Source organism: Stakelama flava (assembly GCF_019351405.1).
GTDB classification, from domain to species: Bacteria; Pseudomonadota; Alphaproteobacteria; order Sphingomonadales; family Sphingomonadaceae; genus Sphingomonas; species Sphingomonas flava_A.
This window is the reverse complement of sequence record NZ_JAHWZX010000002.1, coordinates 268,570-287,105: the sequence shown is the minus strand read 5'-3', so window position 1 is coordinate 287,105 and position 18,536 is coordinate 268,570. Positions and strand designations below refer to the sequence as shown.

Annotated in this window: 14 protein-coding genes; 7 read left to right on the top strand and 7 right to left on the bottom strand. The window is 60.6% G+C overall.

The genetic code is table 11. The features are described from left to right. Positions 1-97: 97 nt before the first annotated feature. Positions 98-1,249 carry an aldose epimerase family protein gene (locus KY084_RS03470; RefSeq protein ID WP_219237031.1) on the top strand — a complete coding sequence of 384 codons (1,152 nt, stop codon included), beginning with the start codon at positions 98-100 and terminating at the stop codon, positions 1,247-1,249. A gap of 29 nt (positions 1,250-1,278) precedes the next feature. Further along, positions 1,279-2,415: a glycoside hydrolase 5 family protein gene (locus KY084_RS03465; protein WP_219237030.1), complete on the top strand. Its 1,137-nt coding sequence runs from the start codon at positions 1,279-1,281 to the stop codon at positions 2,413-2,415. Between the two features lie 85 nt (positions 2,416-2,500). Here the strand turns inward: KY084_RS03465 and KY084_RS03460 are convergent, their stop codons facing one another. Genes KY084_RS03460 through KY084_RS03450 form a run of 3 tightly spaced genes read right to left on the bottom strand, consistent with a single transcriptional unit; the run spans position 2,501 to position 7,103 of the window. After that, entirely contained in the window at positions 2,501-3,304 is an 804-nt protein-coding gene (locus KY084_RS03460) for an alpha/beta fold hydrolase (protein WP_219237029.1), read from the bottom strand. Positions 3,305-3,306: 2 nt separating this feature from the next. Further along, the gene (locus tag KY084_RS03455) at positions 3,307-5,793 is read right to left on the bottom strand and encodes a beta-mannosidase (RefSeq protein ID WP_219237028.1); all 2,487 of its coding nucleotides are present in this window, start codon (positions 5,791-5,793) and stop codon (positions 3,307-3,309) included. Next, the gene (locus KY084_RS03450; RefSeq protein ID WP_219237027.1) at positions 5,790-7,103 is read right to left on the bottom strand and encodes an MFS transporter; all 1,314 of its coding nucleotides are present in this window, start codon (positions 7,101-7,103) and stop codon (positions 5,790-5,792) included. The genes KY084_RS03455 and KY084_RS03450 overlap by 4 nt, the downstream gene beginning before the upstream one ends. 314 nt (positions 7,104-7,417) lie before the next feature. Between KY084_RS03450 and KY084_RS03445 the strand changes: the two genes are divergently transcribed. The 3 genes from KY084_RS03445 to KY084_RS03435 all read left to right on the top strand — a co-directional run bounded on the left by KY084_RS03445 (position 7,418) and on the right by KY084_RS03435 (position 12,116). Next, positions 7,418-8,998 carry an AMP-binding protein gene (locus KY084_RS03445; protein WP_219237026.1) on the top strand — a complete coding sequence of 527 codons (1,581 nt, stop codon included), beginning with the start codon at positions 7,418-7,420 and terminating at the stop codon, positions 8,996-8,998. Between the two features lie 99 nt (positions 8,999-9,097). After that, complete coding sequence (locus tag KY084_RS03440) at positions 9,098-11,275, top strand: TonB-dependent receptor (RefSeq protein ID WP_219237025.1); 2,178 nt, start codon at positions 9,098-9,100, stop codon at positions 11,273-11,275. Between the two features lie 127 nt (positions 11,276-11,402). Next, positions 11,403-12,116, top strand: a complete 714-nt coding sequence (locus tag KY084_RS03435) for a TetR/AcrR family transcriptional regulator (protein ID WP_219237024.1) — start codon at positions 11,403-11,405, stop codon at positions 12,114-12,116. A gap of 4 nt (positions 12,117-12,120) precedes the next feature. Here the strand turns inward: KY084_RS03435 and KY084_RS03430 are convergent, their stop codons facing one another. Genes KY084_RS03430 through cysD form a run of 3 tightly spaced genes read right to left on the bottom strand, consistent with a single transcriptional unit; the run spans position 12,121 to position 15,718 of the window. Next, the gene (locus KY084_RS03430; protein WP_219237023.1) at positions 12,121-12,897 is read right to left on the bottom strand and encodes a 3'(2'),5'-bisphosphate nucleotidase CysQ; all 777 of its coding nucleotides are present in this window, start codon (positions 12,895-12,897) and stop codon (positions 12,121-12,123) included. Beyond that, on the bottom strand, positions 12,894-14,804 hold the full coding sequence (gene cysN, locus KY084_RS03425; protein WP_219237022.1) for a sulfate adenylyltransferase subunit CysN: 1,911 nt from the start codon (positions 14,802-14,804) through the stop codon (positions 12,894-12,896). Before cysN ends, KY084_RS03430 begins: the two co-directional genes overlap by 4 nt. Then, positions 14,804-15,718 (bottom strand): sulfate adenylyltransferase subunit CysD, encoded by a 915-nt coding sequence (cysD, locus tag KY084_RS03420; protein WP_219237021.1) that lies wholly within the window; start codon positions 15,716-15,718, stop codon positions 14,804-14,806. The genes cysN and cysD overlap by 1 nt, the downstream gene beginning before the upstream one ends. A 587-nt stretch (positions 15,719-16,305) precedes the next feature. Between cysD and KY084_RS03415 the strand changes: the two genes are divergently transcribed. After that, positions 16,306-16,980 (top strand): sugar transferase, encoded by a 675-nt coding sequence (locus tag KY084_RS03415; RefSeq protein ID WP_246586830.1) that lies wholly within the window; start codon positions 16,306-16,308, stop codon positions 16,978-16,980. Between the two features lie 57 nt (positions 16,981-17,037). Here KY084_RS03415 and KY084_RS03410 read toward each other — a convergent pair whose 3' ends face one another. Next, positions 17,038-17,301: a hypothetical protein gene (locus KY084_RS03410; protein ID WP_219237020.1), complete on the bottom strand. Its 264-nt coding sequence runs from the start codon at positions 17,299-17,301 to the stop codon at positions 17,038-17,040. A 176-nt stretch (positions 17,302-17,477) separates the two neighbouring features. Between KY084_RS03410 and KY084_RS03405 the strand changes: the two genes are divergently transcribed. After that, a complete protein-coding gene (locus tag KY084_RS03405) occupies positions 17,478-18,383 on the top strand; it encodes a glycosyltransferase family 2 protein (protein WP_219237019.1) in 906 nt (301 codons plus the stop codon). Positions 18,384-18,536: the final 153 nt, after the last annotated feature.

The following is an 18,536-nucleotide window of genomic DNA, read 5'->3' as shown; positions in this document are numbered from 1 at the left end:
GAATAATCATATTTAAGGGTAGACAGTTTCAGGCGTGATGGCCAGAGTGAAATAAACGCACGGGACACCGTGAGCAGATAGCAGGAGAGAGCGGGCGATGCGGACGAAATCAAAAAGTGCATTCGCGATGGGGGTCGGACTGACGGCGATGCTGCTGCCCGGCGCGGCGCTGGCAGGCACGGCGGAACGGGCTGCATTCGGCACCATGCCGGACGGCCATGCGGTGGAGAAAATCACGCTCGCCAACGATCATGGCATGCGCCTTTCGATCATCACGCTGGGCGCTTCGGTTCAGGCGCTGGACCTGCCTGACCGCGACGGCAAAAGCGCGGATGTCGTGCTGGGCTACGACACGCTCGAAGGATATATCAAAAAGGGCAATTTTTTCGGCGCGATCGTGGGACGTGTCGCCAACCGCATCGCTGATGGGCGCTTTACGCTTGATGGGAAGCAGTACCAAGTGCCGATCAACAACGGCGATAATGCGTTGCACGGCGGTCCTGAGGGTTTCGACAAGAAGGTCTGGACCGTGGTTTCGGTGAAGGGCGGCGCGAAGCCCAGCGTGACGCTGCGCTATGTCAGTCCCGACGGCGAAATGGGTTTTCCGGGCAAGCTGACGACAACCGCGACCTACAGCATCGATGAAGGCAACCATATGCGCCTTGATCTTTCCGCCACCAGCGATGCGCCGACGGTAGTGAATCTTTCGAACCACACCTATTGGAATCTGGCGGGCGAAGGCGCGCCGCAGGGGGCGCTGGATGAAAAGCTGACCATCCCGGCGCGATGGTACACGCCCACTGACGCAGGATCGATTCCTACGGGCGAGTTTCGGGATGTTTCGGGCAGCATATTCGATTTCCGCAAACCCATGCGGGTGGCGCTGCACGTGCGCGACGGGAGCGACCCGCAGATCGTGCTCGCGCGCGGCTATGATCACAACTGGGTGGTCAGTCGCAAACCGCCCGCAGCGATGCAACTGATGGCAAGGCTTGAAGACCCCGATACGGGACGGGCGATGGAAATCCGGTCGAACCAGCCGGGTGTGCAATTCTATTCGGGTAATTTCTTCGACAGCACGCTGGTCGGCAAGAAAGGGCATCTCTACCGGCAGGGCGACGCCATCGTTCTGGAACCGCAGGCATTCCCCGACACCCCGAACCGGCCTGAATTCGGATCGGTGCGGCTTGCTCCGGGGCAGACCTATGAAAACCATATCCTCTACACATTCACCACGGACGGGAAATGATGATGACCGATAAGCGAGGGGCTCGCTCGATGCACAGGCGTTGGCGTGGTGCGGTGCTGCTGGCGGTCGGGATCGCGGCGCTTCAGGCAGCGCCCGCCAATGCGCGCGATCGCTGGACGGCCGCGCAGGCCAAGACATGGTATGCCGGGCAGCCCTGGCGCGTGGGTGCGAACTATCTGCCCTCCAACGCGATCAACCAGCTGGAAATGTGGCAGGCGGATACTTTCGATCCCCAGCGGATCGATACCGAACTGGGTTGGGCGCAGGCGATGGGCATGACCACGATGCGCGTTTTCCTGCACGACCTTCTTTGGGAACAGGACAAGGAAGGGTTCAAGAAGCGTATCGACATCTTTCTGCAAATCGCCGCCAAACATCATATCAAGCCGCTGTTCGTGCTGTTCGACAGTTGCTGGGACCCGGCGCCCAGGCTGGGGCCGCAACATCCGCCGATTCCAGGCGTGCACAATTCGGGGTGGGTGCAATCGCCCGGCACCGCTGCGTTGCAGGACCCCGCTCAATATCCGCGCCTGGAGGCCTATGTGAAGGGCATTATCGGCGCGTTTGCCCATGATGACCGTATCCTCGGCTGGGATGTGTGGAACGAACCGGATAATCCCGCCGGGCAATATCCCGACCAGCCGGACAACAAGGCCGCGCTGGTCGCGGGACTGTTGCCCAAGGTGTTCGCATGGGCGCGCAGCGTCGATCCTACCCAGCCGCTTACCAGCGGCATATGGGGCAACGGTACCGACTGGTCGAAACAGGCGCAGCTCAATCCGGTGCAAACCACGCAACTGACGCAGTCCGACGTGATCAGTTTCCATGACTATAACTGGCCCGAGGGCATGGAAAAGCACATCGAGGAACTGGAAAGCTATGGCAGGCCGATCCTGTGCACCGAATATATGGCGCGTGGCAACGGTTCGACCTTCGACGGATCGCTGCCCGTCGGATGGAAGCACGATGTCGCGATGATCAACTGGGGCTTCGTCAAGGGCAAGGAGCAGACGAACCTGCCGTGGGATTCGTGGCAGCGGCCTTATGTCACGGAAAAACCTACCTTGTGGTTCCACGACGTTCTTCATGAAGACGGAACCCCGTACCGGCAGGCCGAAGTCGACCTGATCAAGCGCCTGTCGCAAACCCCGCCGCCCAATCGATAAAAAGGCAAGCCGGGGCCGGAGCGCGCTGCCCTGAGTACGTTTCAGCCGAGGCGACGGACGGTTCGCTATGCCGGGCGCTTTCGCGTCATTCCGCGCGCCCGGTCCCGGCATCGACCTGTTCGACGAATTGGCGAACGGCACTGTTCGCCTCGTCCCCGCGGGCGATGAAATAATTGTGCCCTGCGCCGGGGAGCGGGACGAAACGGGCATGGGGAAGTACCTTGGCCAGCTCTTCGCCATAGGCGAAGGGAACGGTGCTATCTTCATCCCCGTGCAGGACCAGCGCCGGAAAGGGCATCGACGCCACGCTCGACCTGTCGATAGTATAGTTGGCCATCGCGAGCGCCTGGGCCGCGATACCGCGTTTGGTAAAGGGATCGTCGGCCAGCATCGCGCGATCCTTTTGGACCTTTTCGGGCGAAGCCGCGCTGCCATAGGCGTCGCCGCGCCCGCGCAACAGCACCATCAGTCGGGTCGGCAGAAAGTAAAGCGGCAAAAGCCATTTCGGCATGTGCGGTTTTTCCGGCGACAGAATTCCGGAACAGCCGACGATCAACGACCGGACCCGGTCGGGCGCCTGTCTGGCCAGATCGAGCGCGATGACCCCGCCCATGGACACGCCATAAATATGGGCGCTCTCAATTCCCGCAGCATCCAGTACCGCCAGCGCATCGCGCGCCATTTTTTCGACCGTAACCCCGCCGGTGGTGGATGTTTTCCCGCAACCGCGATTGTCGAACCAGATAAGCTGATGATCCTCGCCCAGCGCGTCCCTTGCCGGATACCAGAGCCGCGAACTGTAGCGATGCCCCATGATAAGAAGGATCGGGGAGCCGCTTCCCTTGCGGTCCCAATAAAGTCTTGCACCTTCGTTGTTGGTGAACGGCATAGTCAGGCTCCCTTGATTGCGCTTGCGCGGCGATCGTTCCAGCTTGCGATCGTGATAGCGTCCGGCGCGACATCCGCGCCGTCGCGATGGGTGATGCGAACGGTGCGGCATTCGCCGCCCGCAAGGTCGAAATAATTATCGTCCATGCGGATCGCGGGATCGTCGGCGCGAAGATGGATGCCGAGCGCATAGCGGACTGCCGCGATGCGTACCTCCAGCGTTTTCCCTGTGTTCGAGCAAGCGACGGTCAAACCGGGATCGGGGGCAAGCGCCAGATCCTTCACCGCAGCGAGCAGCAGGCGATTGGCCGGGAAATGGTTGCCTTCGCTGCGAACGATCAGCACGCGATCCACGCAATCGGACGCCGGGCCACGCCATACGCAAATGCTGGTCAAGCCACCGACTTCGACATCGACCCGTGCGAGCGGCACGATTTCGCCGTCCATCGTTGCGTAGGCGATGTTTATGGTGTCGTGGACCGGCGCCGGCAGGTCGCTGGTGATCCACAATTCGACCGCATCCCCGCAGCGGCGGAAACTGGCCAGTACAGGAAAGAACGCGCGGGCAACGGAATACCAGGCGGCCTTTGCCACCCCGTCATAATCGACAAGGCTCCAGCTGACGCACGGCCAGCAATCATTATGCTGCCATATCAAAGCGCCGGAGCAGTGCGGCCTGCGACGCCGGAAATGTTCGATCCCGAATTTCAGTCCTTCGGCCTGGGTGAGCATCGTAAAATCGACATAGTCTTCGATCGTTGTCGGCGCGCCGGTGACCGGCGCCATCATCGCTGCTGCCTTGTCGGTGTCATCCTTGATACGGCCGAGCAGTCCGGCGCTGCCCGGAGCCATGTCTTGCGGAGCCATCCACCGTTTCAACGTCCCGATATCCGGCGCGCCCTGAATGCCGAATTCGCTGACGAACCGCGCCATGTCTTCGTTGTAGCGGGTATAGGCAATGCTGGCGGAAGCCGTGTTGAATTCGCCGACCGGTTCGGTGTCCGGCACCGGGGGAACGCCGTGCCATACCGTCCAGTCATGGACATCGCCGCCGCGCATGCTGTTCGGGCTGGGGCCGCCCGACGGACTGCCCGGCCAGTATGGCCTGCCCGGATCGAGTGTCGAAAGAAGCTGCGGCATCAGCTCGTCATAGATACGCAATCCTTCCAGCAGCGTTGTCCTGCCCGTTGCACGGTCATCGAAGAACTGCATCGCCTGATTTTCATTATTGCCGCACCACAGGGCGATGCTGGGATGATGGCGCAAGCGCGAGACCTGTTCGATAATTTCCGCACGGACATTTTCGACGAATGCCGGGTCTGTGTCGGGACAGGGGGCGCATGCGAACATGAAATCCTGCCACACCAAAAGCCCGGATTCGTCGCATGCGTCATAGAAAATATCGGCTTCGTATATCCCGCCGCCCCATATGCGTAGCATGTTCATGTTGGCGTCGACCGCGCGGCCAATCAGGTCGCGATAGGTCTGATCGGCTATCGAGCCGACGAACGAGTCGGCGGGTACCCAGCAGGCCCCCTTCGCGAAGATCGGGACGCCGTTGATCAGGAAGCGGAAAAAATTCGTTCCCGGCTCGTCCGGGTCGGGTGATTGATCGAGGGCGATCGTGCGAATGCCGATGCGGCGTCTGAAATCGGGCTTGCCCGCGATATGCGCGACGATGGTGTAAAGCGGTTGCCCGCCCAGATCCGCCGTCCACCACAGGCAAGGTTCCTCCACTGACAATGTGACCCTGCCGGAGCCGTGACGGCTGGCATTCGCCACGTTGATGCCTTGGGGATCGAGCAAGCTGATCGCGACCGCTTCAGGGCTCGACAGGTCGATATCGACATCCAGCAGGGCGAGATCGTCGGAAATCGACCGGGTGGTGGCGTTCAGGCTGCGCACCATTCCCCTGGTCTGGCGTTCCAGCCGCACTGGCTTCCAGATGCCGACCGTCGGCAGGTCTGGCGCCCAGTCCCATCCCCATCCGAACTGGGCCTTGCGCATCAGCGGCCGCCGCGAGCGGCTGATGCGATCGGGGAACGTGCTCCAGGTCTTCAGCGGCGCGCCGGCGACCATCGCGGTTGGCGGGTGAAAGCAGACGGCAAGGTGATGCTTGTCAGTGGCGCCGGCCGGCAGCGGATAGCGCCAGCTGCGAAACATATTATCCGCGTGTCCCACGCAAATCCCGTCAAGGTAAATGTCCGCGAACGTGTCGAGGCCATCGAATACCAGTTCCGGGTCGTCGTCCGGATTTGGCGATGGGACATCCAGTATCGTGTGCCACCACCACTCACGATCCCGAACCCATTCGGCTGCTGCCTCGTTACGGTCCTTGAAAGGGTGGGACAAACGGCCTGCCGCTATCAGGGCGGTGTAGGTGTCGCCGGGCACCCGAGCGGCGATCCAGCCTTCGCCGCTACCTGTTGCGGCTCCCTCCGCCAGACCTTCGCCCGGTCGAAAGTCCCTGATTTTCCAGCGTGCGTTCATGCCGCCGCTGCCCGCCTGGCGGGCGCGGCCAGCATCGTGATGACATATCCCGCAAGCGCAAGAACCCCTGTTGCCACACCGACCAGTGCAAGCGCTTCCGGAAGGCGTTCTTCACTGCCCAGAACCGCGGTGCCGAGTTCGGCGACCAGCGGCGCAGTGCCCAGTCCCACCACGGTGCCGATCACCCCGATTATTGCCATGCAGACGCCGCGTTCCTCGTTGGGGATCAGTACGGTCACCGCAGTCAGGCCAACCAGTTGGGCAACCGTGCAGCCGAGCAGCAGCACGCCCAGCGCCAGTCCGAACCACGCAACATTCGGCATTACCGGATAGGCGGCGGCCGGAATGGTGAAGGCGGTGGCCACCACCGCACCGATCATTATTCCGCCGCGTCGCGAGCTGTTCTGGCCCCAATCGGCGCTGACCCCTCCCAGCACCGATCCCAGAATGCCGGAAACCAGGATCATTCCGCCCATCCAGCCGCCAAACTGGTCAGGCGTCAGGCCATATTGCCGCTGCAAAACCGGAGCAGCCCAGATACCGGAAGCGCCTTCCGCCATGCCGCCGGCCATCTGACCCAGGAACAACGGCACCAGGAAGCGCCATCGCGACAACAGCCCTTTAAGGGCGGGCAGCATGGCATTGTTTCGCTGTTCGCGCTCATGGCGTTCCGGTTCGCGGAACATCGCGATCGGGATCAGCATCGCAACGCCGAAAATCCCGAACGCAAGCGTCGTCAATCGCCACGCCGCCATGTCCGGAAAAAAGCTCCAGCCGTGCGTGCTGAAATAGCCGAAAAGGGCGCCGCCCAAAGCGAATGCCAATGCCGTTCCCGTCCACGCACCGATGCCCGCGACCAGCAAAACCCGGCCGCGTCGATGCGGAGCGCACAGGTCGGCGATGATCGACATCGCCACCGCAAGCGCGCTTCCCGACCCAAGGCCGACCAGCATGCGCGCGGCGAAAAGCGCCTCGAAACTGTATGAAAACGCCGTAAGGATCGTGCCGCTTGTCCAGCACAGCGCCAGAAACAGCATCACCCGCGTACGGTCGAGATGGTCGATCGCCAACCCCACGGGCAGCGCGAAGACAGCGATCGGCAAGCCTTTGGCAAAGCCCTGTAGCATGCCGATCTGAAGGTCGGTGAAGTGCAGGTCGTGCTTCGCCGCTTCCTGCAGCGGTGTCAGCACCAGACGCAGGCCACCGGCGGTCATCAAAATCAGCGCGAGCAGGATTACCCATGCCCAGCGGGTAGGGCGGGCCTCGTCGACAGCCGTAATCGGCGGCGTATCGATCGTTTCGTTCAGCATGGCGCTTGCCGCGAATGAAGGGTCGATTCGCCGGTGGCGCGAATCCTTTCTGCTCCTCGGTTCGGCGTGAATATCCGCAGGGCCATTTCGCTCTCCAATTTTCCGCGCTCTTGATGACGGCGGTTCGTCCGACGCCTATCAAACCGCAATGATCTTGAATAGACATTCAATATTGTTGACCAAAACAATATTTGGTGCCAGTCCGATGGCGCGGGAAAATTGGCTGCGTCGACGAAGCGAAAAAGTCTTTGCGGATCAGCATCCTGATGTCCCGCGCGAGAGGATGACGTGATGGCTGGTGAGACGAATTCTTGATGCAATATTATCCGCTGACGCTCGACAAACTGCTTGAACATGCCGCGAAATGGCACCCGGAAGCGCAGGTGGTGACGGGCGCGGGTCATGACGCGAAACCTGAACGGGTCACGTACCGAACGTTATATGACAACAGCAGGAAGCTATCGGCCGCTTTCGCTCAGATCGGTCTGACGCAGGGCGACAGGATCGCCACATTGGCGTGGAACAGTCAGGCGCATATGGAGTGCTGGTATGCGGCGTTCGGCCTTGGCATCGCCTGTCATACGCTCAATCCGCGGCTGGGCGTGGAAACGATCGCCGCGATGGTTCGGCAGGTCGGCGATCGACTGATCGCGATTAGTCCGGATCAATATGATCTTGCGGTTGAACTGGTCGATGCCTGCCCCTCGCTGACCCATATTATCCTGCTTGAAGAGCCGGGAAATCCTGTTCCGTCATTCGCGTCTGGTCGGGCAACGAAGCTTTCGCGACAGCAACTTCTCTACAGATCGCTACCGTCGGTCGCCTGGGGCGGGTTCGACGAGCAAACGCCTGCGGGAATCTGCTTCACATCTGGCACCACCGGCGCGCCCAAGGGAGTCGTTTACACCCATCGGTCGACCTATCTTCAGACTCTGGTGCTGGCGCAGCGCGATGTCATCGGCCTGGGCGCGAGCGATGTCGTGCTCGCTGCCGTACCGATGTTTCACGCCAATGCATGGGGTCTCCCCTTCGCGGTTCCGTCGGTCGGCGCGCGCTTCATATTGCCGGGCCGTCACCTTGACGGAGCCAGCCTCGCCCGGCTGATTGCGGATGAAGCGGTTACGGTCGCTGTCGGGATCGGCACCGTCTGGATCAGCCTTGTCGACCATCTCGACGCCGTGGGCGGTGATCTGCCGACGCTCAAACGCGTGCTTATCGGGGGCGCGCCGATGTCTCAGGCGCTGATGGACCGGATTGAAAGCCGGCTGGGCGTTGCAATCCAGACGAGTTGGGGAATGACCGAACTGTCGCCGCTGGGGACGGTAACGCCTGCTGATACCATCGAACGCAGTGCGATGAATTCCGGGCGACCGGCAATAGGCGTCGATCTGCGCCTGACGGACGCGGAAGGGCGCCCATTGGCGCAACAGCGCAATGCCGAAGGACATTTGCAGGCAAGGGGGCATAGCGTCGTCGATCGATATCTGGATCAGGAAAATGACGCGACCGATGCCGAAGGCTGGTTCGATACGGGCGACCTTGCGGAAATCGCCACGGACGGGACGCTGACCATAACCGGCCGTTCGAAAGACCTCATCAAGTCGGGCGGCGAATGGATCAATCCAGGAGAGATGGAAGCGATCCTCGGAACGTTGCCGCAAGTCGGCCAGGTTGCGATCGTCGGCAGACCCCATCCGCGTTGGGGGGAGCGGCCGGTCGTGGTGATCGAGCAGCCGGGCGACGGAGCGGAGGTAAGCGATGCCGATATCGCAGGCGCGCTTGAAGGACGCGTGCCGCGCTGGTGGATGCCCGATGCCGTGGTTCGGCTGGATCAGATGCCGCTCGCCGCAACCGGTAAAATCGACAAGAAGCAACTGCGCGTCCTGGTCGGTTAAAGATATTGATTGTCTTATCAATCAATATTGACGCGGCGATATAATCGGCTATCCCCGACATCGGACGCGCCAAAGAGCGCGCTGAATGGAGAGGTTTGCATGAAGACAGGTTTCTGGCTGTCGATGTCCGTCGTCGCGTTCTTTTGCGCTACTCGTGCACAGGCGCAGGAGGCGGCGGTCGATCCTGATCCGGCCCAGGCCGTATCCGACAATCCGTCCGTGCCGGAAGATGACGTCAGCAAGGATATCGTCGTGACCGCCGAACGTCGGTCGACCAGCCTTCAGCGCACGAGTGTCGCCGCAACGGTTCTGACCGGCGATGACCTTGTGAAGAAGAGCGTCAACACGGTGGACCAGCTCCAGTTCGCGTCGCCTTCATTAACCGTCAATAATGCAGGGCAGGGCAACCAATTCAACATTCGCGGGATCGGCAAGGGCGAGGTCGGCAGCACGGTCGGCGTCGGCGTAATTACCTATCGCGATGGCGTTGCGACGTTCCCCGGCTATTTTCAGAGCGAACCCTATTACGATATCGCCAGCGTCGAAGTGCTGCGTGGGCCGCAGGGCACCTTTGCGGGGCAGAATGCGACTGGCGGCGCGGTATTCATTACCGAGGCAAACCCGGTCCTGAACGAAATCAGCGGGTACGCACTCGCCCAGTACGGCAATTATAACGATATCAAGCTGCAGGGGGCGGCCAATCTGCCGGTCAGCGACACGCTGGCGGTCCGCATCGCCAACAACACCCAGGTTCGCGACAGCTTCTATGACGCCAGCGGCTCCTATTATGGCGATCTGGGGAAGCTGCGTTCGCAGAGCATGCGGATCAGCATGCTATGGCAGCCGACCTCACAACTGCGCGTCCTGCTGAAAGGCGATTACAACAATATTTCCACCGGAGGATATCCGGGCAGCCCGGCCACCGCCACCAGCGATCCGTTCACCATCACCAACAACGCCTATAACCACAGCAAGGACGAAAGCGGACGCATCGTGCTCGACGCGACGTACACTTTTGCCGGCGGTGTCCAGTTGCGTTCGATCAGCGGATATCAGCGCGGCACGACACAGGAAGATATCGATTATGACGGGTCGAGCGCGGCGAATTACACCTTCCACGATTATGTGAACGAGCGCATCCTTTCGCAGGAGGTGAATCTCGTTTCGCCAGACACCGGACCCTTTACCTGGGTCCTTGGCGGGTATTGGCAGGACGATAAATACACCTTCCCCGAAGGAGGGTATCTTTTGACCGAGCCGGGCATCATCACCCTGGCGCTTCAGGGAGAAAACCCGCACACCACGCTTGCCGGTTTCGGGCAGGTAGGTTTCGAACTGGCGCAAGGGTTGCAGATTGAGGCCGGCGCACGCTGGACCCGGTCAACATCGCGCAACACGGCAACCTATACCGTCGTCAATTATGGGATCAGCATTCCGCAGGACGACTTTACCGCTGACAAGAAAGTTACCGGCAAGGTCGCGCTGAACTGGACAATCGATGCCGACAACTTCGTTTACGCGTTCGTCGCGACCGGCCACAAGGCGGGGGGACTGAACGGCGTCAACCTGTCGTTCGTGACACCCCAGCCGTTCGAACCCGAAGAAGTCACCGATTACGAAATCGGCTGGAAGGCGACGTTGCTCAACGGCCATTTGCGCACGCAACTGGGCGGCTATTACAACGACTATCGCAATTTTCAGGTAAGTATCGTCGATCCCGACACCCCTGCGATCACGTCCGTGTACAACGTACCGAGTTCGACCAAACTGTATGGTGTCGAATTTTCCGCCCAAGGGTCGTTCGGCGGGCTGGCATTCGATCTGGCGGCGTCGGTGTCGAATTCGAAACTCGGACGCTTCTATGCCTTCGATCCGCGCTTGGCGCATAGCGGCGTCTGCGATCCTGAGACTGGTCCTGAGACAGCAACCTGCCTCGACCTTACCGGCAATCGGCAGAGTTATGCGCCGCGCTTTACGCTCAGCACGGGCATTCAATATGCAATTGCGCTGAACGACAACATGACGCTCACCCCCCGCGTCGATTATTCGCATATCTCTTCAACATGGGGGACCTTGTTCGAACAGCGGGCGCTGGGCGACTTTCTGGTTGCGCGCGACATCGTCAACGCGCAGTTGACCCTCGACAAGGGGCCATGGACGATTGCCGCCTATTCGACCAATCTGACCGACCAGCATTATATCGCCGCGATCAACAATCTGCGACGGCTTGCCGGTGCGCCGCGCCAATATGGTGTTCGGGTCAGCCGTTCATTTTAGGTTGAAATCGCGCCCGGCGGGAAGCTGGCCCGGTGGGCCCCTCTTCGCCCGTGTGCCGCTTGGCGGCGAGGATCGAGCGCGTTATCGTTGGTGGCGTCGATACGGAAAGACTGCTCACGGAAACCAGATGACATCCACCGAACGCAAACCACGGCGGCGCACCAAGGCTGAACAACGCGCGGCCAGCCAGGAGCAGATTCTTGATGCCGCCGAATATCTCTTCTCGCTGCGCGGCCTATGGGGCGTAACGTTGAAGGATGTGGCGGACCGCATCGGTGTTCGCCCTTCGCTGCTGCATTATTATTTTGACGACAAGAAATCGCTTTTCGACGCGGTGTTTGCGCGCCGGGCGGCGGTAACCGTCGATCGCCGAATACGCGCGCTTGACGAATATGCCAGTCAGGCGAACGGCAAGCCCACGGTCGAAGGGGCGTTGCGCGCGTTTCTCGACACCGATCTCGACCTTTATATCAATGGCGGCGAGGGCTGGCGGAACTATGCCGCATTGGGCGCGCAGGTGTCGAACACGCCCGAATGGGGAGCCGAACTGTTCGATACGCATTTCGATCCTGTCGTCCTGAAACTGATCGAGCTGTTGAAGCAGGCGCTTCCCGGCTGCCCGGAGGAGGATATCTTTTGGGGATATCATTTCACCACCGGCGCATTGACGCTGACACTGGCGCGCACCGGCAGGATCGACAAGCTGTCGGGAGGGCTATGCCAGTCCGACGATTTTGTCGGGGTCAAGGACCGTATGGCGGCGTTTATGGCGGCGGGGTTCCGGCACATTTGCAGCATGCGGGCCGCCGCCGCTCAGGGTGAGGATGACGCCAGAACCTGATCAGTCAGGGCTTGGCCGGTGCCGCGCTTGTCGTGGCAGCGATACGGCGGATGGCGGCGAGTAGGGAGCTTGCCTCCTCCTTGCGGCAGATCAGCAGGTCGGGAAGGTAGACGTCAGCGCAATTATATTCCATCGCGCTGCCATCGATGCGCGAAACGTGCAACCCGGCGGCACGCGCCACCGCGATGGGGGCGCAACTATCCCATTCATATTGCCCGCCCGAATGCAGGTAGATGTCCGCTTCGCCGCGCACCACCGCCATCGCCTTCGCGCCCGCCGATCCCATAGGCAGCAGGTCGGCGCCGATCTCTTTGGCGATCGCTACGGCTTCGGGGGCGGGGCGCGAACGGCTGACCACCATTTTGGGGGGCATGTTCCGTGAAGGCAGCGCAGGCGGGGTATCGGTCGCCAGCGTCAGCCCCAGTTTCGGCAGTGCAACCGCACCGATTGCCGGTTCGCCGTCGATCGCCAGCGCGACATGCACGGCCCAGTCGTCGCGCCCTTCGGAATATTCGCGCGTCCCGTCGAGCGGATCGACAATCCATACCCGGCGGCGTTCCAGCCGTTCGGGATTATCGACGCTTTCTTCCGACAGCACGGCGTCGTCGGGTCGCTCATCCGCCAGCGCCTGAAGGATCAGCGCATTCGCCACGCGATCTCCGGCAGCGCCCAGCGCCTTTCCCGCAAACAACCCGCTCTGACGAAGCGTCACCAGCACCGCCCCGGCAGCATCGGCGATGCGGCGGGCAAGCGCTGCGTCGTCGTTGCCGGCGCCGTTCATTGCTCCAATATCCGCGCGACAATCAGGTTGGCCGCATCCTCGGGCGACATGGTGACGGTATCGACGGTGATCTCCGCGTTTCGGGGCGCTTCATAGGGGCTGTCGATCCCGGTGAAGTTCTTCAGCCGCCCCTCGCGCGCCTTTTTATACAGGCCCTTCACGTCGCGGCGCTCGGCTACCTCCAGAGGCGTGTTGACGAAGATTTCGATAAATTCGCCATCGGGCAGCATGTCGCGAACCATCGCACGTTCGGCGCGGAAGGGACTGATGAACGCGGTCAGCACGATCAGTCCCGCATCGGTCATCAGCTTGGCGACTTCCCCGACACGGCGGATATTCTCGACGCGGTCGGCGTCGGTAAAGCCCAAATCGCGGTTCAGGCCGTGGCGAATATTGTCGCCGTCCAGCAGGAAGCTGTGTTTGCCCAGTGCGTGCAGCTTCTTTTCGACCAGGTTTGCGATCGTCGATTTGCCCGACCCCGACAGGCCGGTGAACCATAGCAGGCGCGGTCGCTGATTCTTTTGCGTGGCATGGGCGTCCCGCGTGACGTCGATCGCTTGCCAGTGCACGTTCTGGCTGCGGCGAAGCGCGAAATCGATCATCCCGGCGGCGACGGTCGCGTTGGTGACCTTGTCGATCAGGATGAAGCCGCCAAGGTCGCGATTGTCGGCATAGGGTTCATACGCGATCGGCCGGTCGGTATAGACTTCGCAGATACCGATATCGTTCAGGTCGAGCGTCTTTGCCGACAATTCCGCCATGGTGTTGACGTCGACGACATATTTGGGCTGCTGAACGGTCGCGCTGATCGTGCGCGTGCCGATTTTCAGCCAGTGCGCACGCCCCGGCAGCATCGCTTCGGCATCCATCCATACGATCTTCGCCTGGAACTGATCGGCCGACTGGGGCGGCGCGTCGGCAGCAGCGATCACGTCGCCGCGCGAACAATCGACTTCGTCAGCCAGAACCAGCGTGACCGACTGACCCGCCACCGCATGGTCGAGATCGCCGTCAAAGCTCACGATGCGCGAAACGGTCGATGTGCGCCCCGACGGCACGATGCGGATGGGATCGTCCGGCCGCACCGATCCGCTGGCGATCATTCCGCTAAAGCCGCGAAAATCGAGGTGCGGGCGGTTCACCCATTGCACCGCCATGCGGAACGGCTTCGCCTGATCGAGCGTGACGTCAAGTTCGACGGTTTCAAGATGATCGATCAGCGTTGGCCCGGCATACCAGCCGGTATTTTCCGACCTCGCGGCGATATTGTCGCCGGCAAGCCCCGAGATAGGAATCGCGGTGAAATCCTCGATCCCGATCGATTCGGCAAAGGCGCGATAATCCTTCACGATCGAATCAAAGGTGGCCTGATCATACCCGATCAGGTCCATCTTGTTCACCGCCAGCACGACGTGGCGGATACCGATCAGATGCGCGAGATAGCTATGCCGCTTCGTCTGGGTCAGCACGCCCTTGCGCGCATCGATCAGGATGACGGCAAGGTCGGCGGTCGAAGCGCCGGTGACCATGTTGCGCGTATATTGTTCGTGCCCCGGCGTGTCGGCGACGATGAACTTGCGCTTTTCGGTCGCGAAAAAGCGATAGGCGACGTCGATCGTGATGCCCTGTTCGCGTTCCGCCGCCAAGCCATCGACCAACAGTGCGAAATCGATGTCCTGCCCCTGCGTGCCGACGCGTTTCGAATCCGCTTCCAGGCTGGCGAGCTGGTCTTCGAAGATCATCTTCGAATCGTACAGCAACCGACCGATAAGCGTGGATTTTCCATCATCCACGCTGCCGCAGGTGATGAAGCGCAGCAGCGATTTGTTGCGATGCATGTCGAGATACGCGTCGATATCCCGGGCGATCATCGCATCGACGCGGTAGCTGGAGGCGTGCGCGGTCATCAGAAATATCCCTCCTGCTTTTTCTTCTCCATCGATGCTGCCTGATCGTGGTCGATCGCGCGCCCCTGCCGCTCGGAAGTCGTGGTGAGGAGCATTTCCTGAACCACCTGCGAAAGCGTCGCCGCCTCGCTTTCCACCGCGCCGGTCAACGGATAGCAGCCGAGTGTGCGAAACCGGATCGACCGGTCGACGACCTGCTCGCCCTCGTGAAACCGGAACCGGTCGTCGTCGACCATCAGGATCAGGCCGTCGCGCTCCACCGTGGGGCGCGGCGCGGCGAAATACAGCGGAACGATCTCGATCCCCTCGGCCATGATATATTGCCAGATGTCGAGTTCGGTCCAGTTGCTTAAGGGGAAGACGCGAATGCTTTCCCCCTTCGCCTTGCGCGCATTGTACAGGTGCCAAAGTTCGGGACGCTGGTTTTTGGGGTCCCAGGCGTGGCTGGCGCTGCGAAAGCTGAAGATACGTTCTTTCGCCCGGCTCTTTTCCTCGTCGCGCCGCGCGCCTCCGAACGCGGCGTCGAAACCATATTTGTCGAGTGCTTGTTTCAGCCCTTGCGTTTTCCACATATCGGTGTGCAGCGCGCCATGGTCGAAGGGATTGATCCCCTTTTCCTTCGCTTCGGGGTTCTGATGGACGATCAGTTCCATGCCCGCGTCGGACGCGGCGCGATCACGAAGTTCGTACATCGCGCGGAATTTCCACGTCGTATCGACATGGAGCAGCGGAAAGGGCGGGGGCGCGGGATAAAATGCCTTTTTGGCAAGATGCAGCATCACCGCCGAATCCTTGCCTACCGAATAGAGCATCACCGGGCTTTCGGTTTCAGCAACGACCTCGCGCATGATCTGAATGCTTTCCGCCTCCAGCCGGTCAAGATGGCTCAATCTGGTCGGTGCAAGTGCGGACACGGTTGGTCGCTCCTTCGGTGGTATTGTGCGGGTGCGACCCGCCGTGCATCGGCATTCCCTGCAGGGCGATGCACGGTAATACCGTTGGTCATGGTGGACGACCGAGATAGCGGGCAGGCCATTCAACGCAAAAATCGAAATATTGCGTTCGCGAAAGTTAAGGTTTGGCGCGCCCGGCGCATCGCGTCCGTCCTGTGAAAAAGGCGGCCCGTCCCGGCCCGTGGAACGCGAACCGCACATTCTGGTTATTGCCGGATCGTTTTGGGAAGGAAACGAGCATCTTTATTGCATAATGTTCAGTTCATAATATGGCGGCTAATCGCTCGTTGATCCGCCATTGTGGCGCACTGATGCTGGACGGGCGAGGTAAACTGCCCGATCGGCTGCGCGGAGCGGACATTGCGCATCGCGATGTCATGACTGGTTATTCTGCGATCGAGCGGGTAAAAATATTAGTTATCATAAGGATGGTTGCATGAGCGTGTCATTTTGGAGCGTTTTTGCCGCACTGCGCAGGAAGCACCTTAAAATGACTTTGTTTTTCTTGTATTGCACTGCACCAGATTCGCGAATTGCAGGATAGCGTCATGCAGGGGAAGGTAAATGTCAGCGTGACTTTCACGCCCCCGCAGCGGCGGCCGGGCATGAAGTTCGACGATGCGGCGATGCGCGTGATCGATGTTCTCGTCTCGGTAATCGCGATAATCTTTTTCGCGCCGCTGATGGTGATAATCGCCCTTCTGGTATTCGCCGCGGACCCGGGGCCGGTTTTATTCGCGCACAAGCGGATCGGGCGGGGCGGCAGAGAATTTCCCTGTCTGAAATTCCGATCGATGGCGGTTGATGCCGACGAACGACTTCGCGAATTGTTGCGCATAGATGCGACAGCGCGGGAGGAATGGGCGCGCGATCACAAATTGCGCAATGATCCGAGAATCACCGGGATAGGCGGCTTTCTGCGCAAGAGCAGTCTTGATGAACTGCCGCAGCTGTTCAACGTGCTGCGCGGCGATATGAGCCTGGTGGGTCCGCGTCCGATCGTGCATGCTGAAGCGGAGCGCTATGGTCGCTATCTGATCGATTATTGCGCGGTTCGCCCCGGCATCACCGGACTGTGGCAGGTAAGCGGACGCAACGACGTAACCTATCGCCGGCGGGTGGCCATGGATGTTACGTATAGCCGCAAGCGTTCCACGAAGATGAACCTTCGTATTCTGGCGATTACCGTGCCAAGCGTCGTGCTCGCGAAAGGGTCCTATTGACCCGGTTGATTTACGCATTTGACGATGCAAGCGGCAGATATGCCGCTTCGCGCCGCGTTACGACAGGGCGAGCATGGTTCCGATCAGCGCGCTCCAGCACGCGGCAGCACCGACGAAAACCACGCCAAGACGGGCAGCGCCTGACCAGCGATCACGGGGATGTGCCGACCAGTCAAAATCAGCAGTCATCCTGCGATGCATGTTCGGCAAAGTCGACATTTTGGGGGTGCCGCCACGTAATGCCGCAACTATGGGGGCTTGGCGTTTTGAAATGCCGTTTCCGGCGGGATTGCTCTCCAGGGCTTGGCGCATGATGACCATTTGACCTCTCCAACGTTCCCCGACGGTTGGCCCGTTCGGGTCGTCTTATCCTTAACAAAATCTGTTCTAGTTCAGTTCCGGCCATCGGGCAACTATCGTATCATTACAGTGAGCGCGAAATGCGGACCGCAAAGCGGACCAGTTCGCCGGACGGTATCATCAAGGTGGAGTGACCAGTGAATCGCGACCCAGATGTTCGCTTTTCGATCGTGCTGCTGACCTATGCACGCGATTTCCTTTTGAACGACGTGCTCGGCCGGTTGAAAGCCAATGATGGGGGGCGCGACGATTACGAGGTTCTGCTGGTCGATAATAATGACGAGCCTGCGGACCGCGAACGCCTGCTCGAACAATTTCCGTTCGCGCGTTATCTGGGCGGGGAGGGCAATCGCGGCGTCTCGGCACGCAATTTGGGCATCGAAGCGGCGCGCGGCACCTATATCCTGGTGGTCGATGACGATGTCTTGATGGAAACGCCGGGGTATCTCGACCGGTTCGAACAATATTTCGAGGCCGAGCCGGAGCTTGGCTGCATCTCCACACGCAAGCGCGTGCGTGGCGAAACCCGTCGCCGGGTCGATCTGATCCCGCACACGCGCAAGGATGTCGATCTGGACGAGAGCTTTTTGACCTTTCGCTTCGTCGGCGGCTGCGTCGGGTTCCGCCGGGATACGCTCCGTCAGGTCGGCGGTTTCTATCCCGAATTCTTCTATGGCATTGAAGAGGTCGAACTGGCGTTTCGTATCGTCGATGGCGGCTGGAAAATCCGCTACGTCCCCGACATTCTGGTCGAGGAACTGGAACATCCCGCCGGACGAAAGCCGATACGCGACAGCCAGACCGACCGCCTTTCCAACAAATACATCATGACGTGGATGCACATGCCGTTTCCGCAGAACATGCTGAACTATGCGCTATTCACGCCGTATCTTTATTATCGCGTGCGTGGCCAGGTGCGTGTCGGAGCGGCGGCGAAGCGTTTTTTCGCTTGGTTACGGCGCAGCGATCGTCCGGCGCGCAAACCGCTTTCGGCCGATGCGCGCGCATATATCCGCGCCTGCGGTGGATCGTTGTGGCGGTGAGTTATCCCGCCCTGTCGACAGGACCGCGATCTGCAACGGCGCGTTGGTAATTGATTGCCGGAGCCGGGAATATCGGTGCCATGCTGCTGGCGATGGCAAGAAGGACTGGATTATGCCCGGGGATACAAGCTCTGCAATCCTGTTCGTTCAACC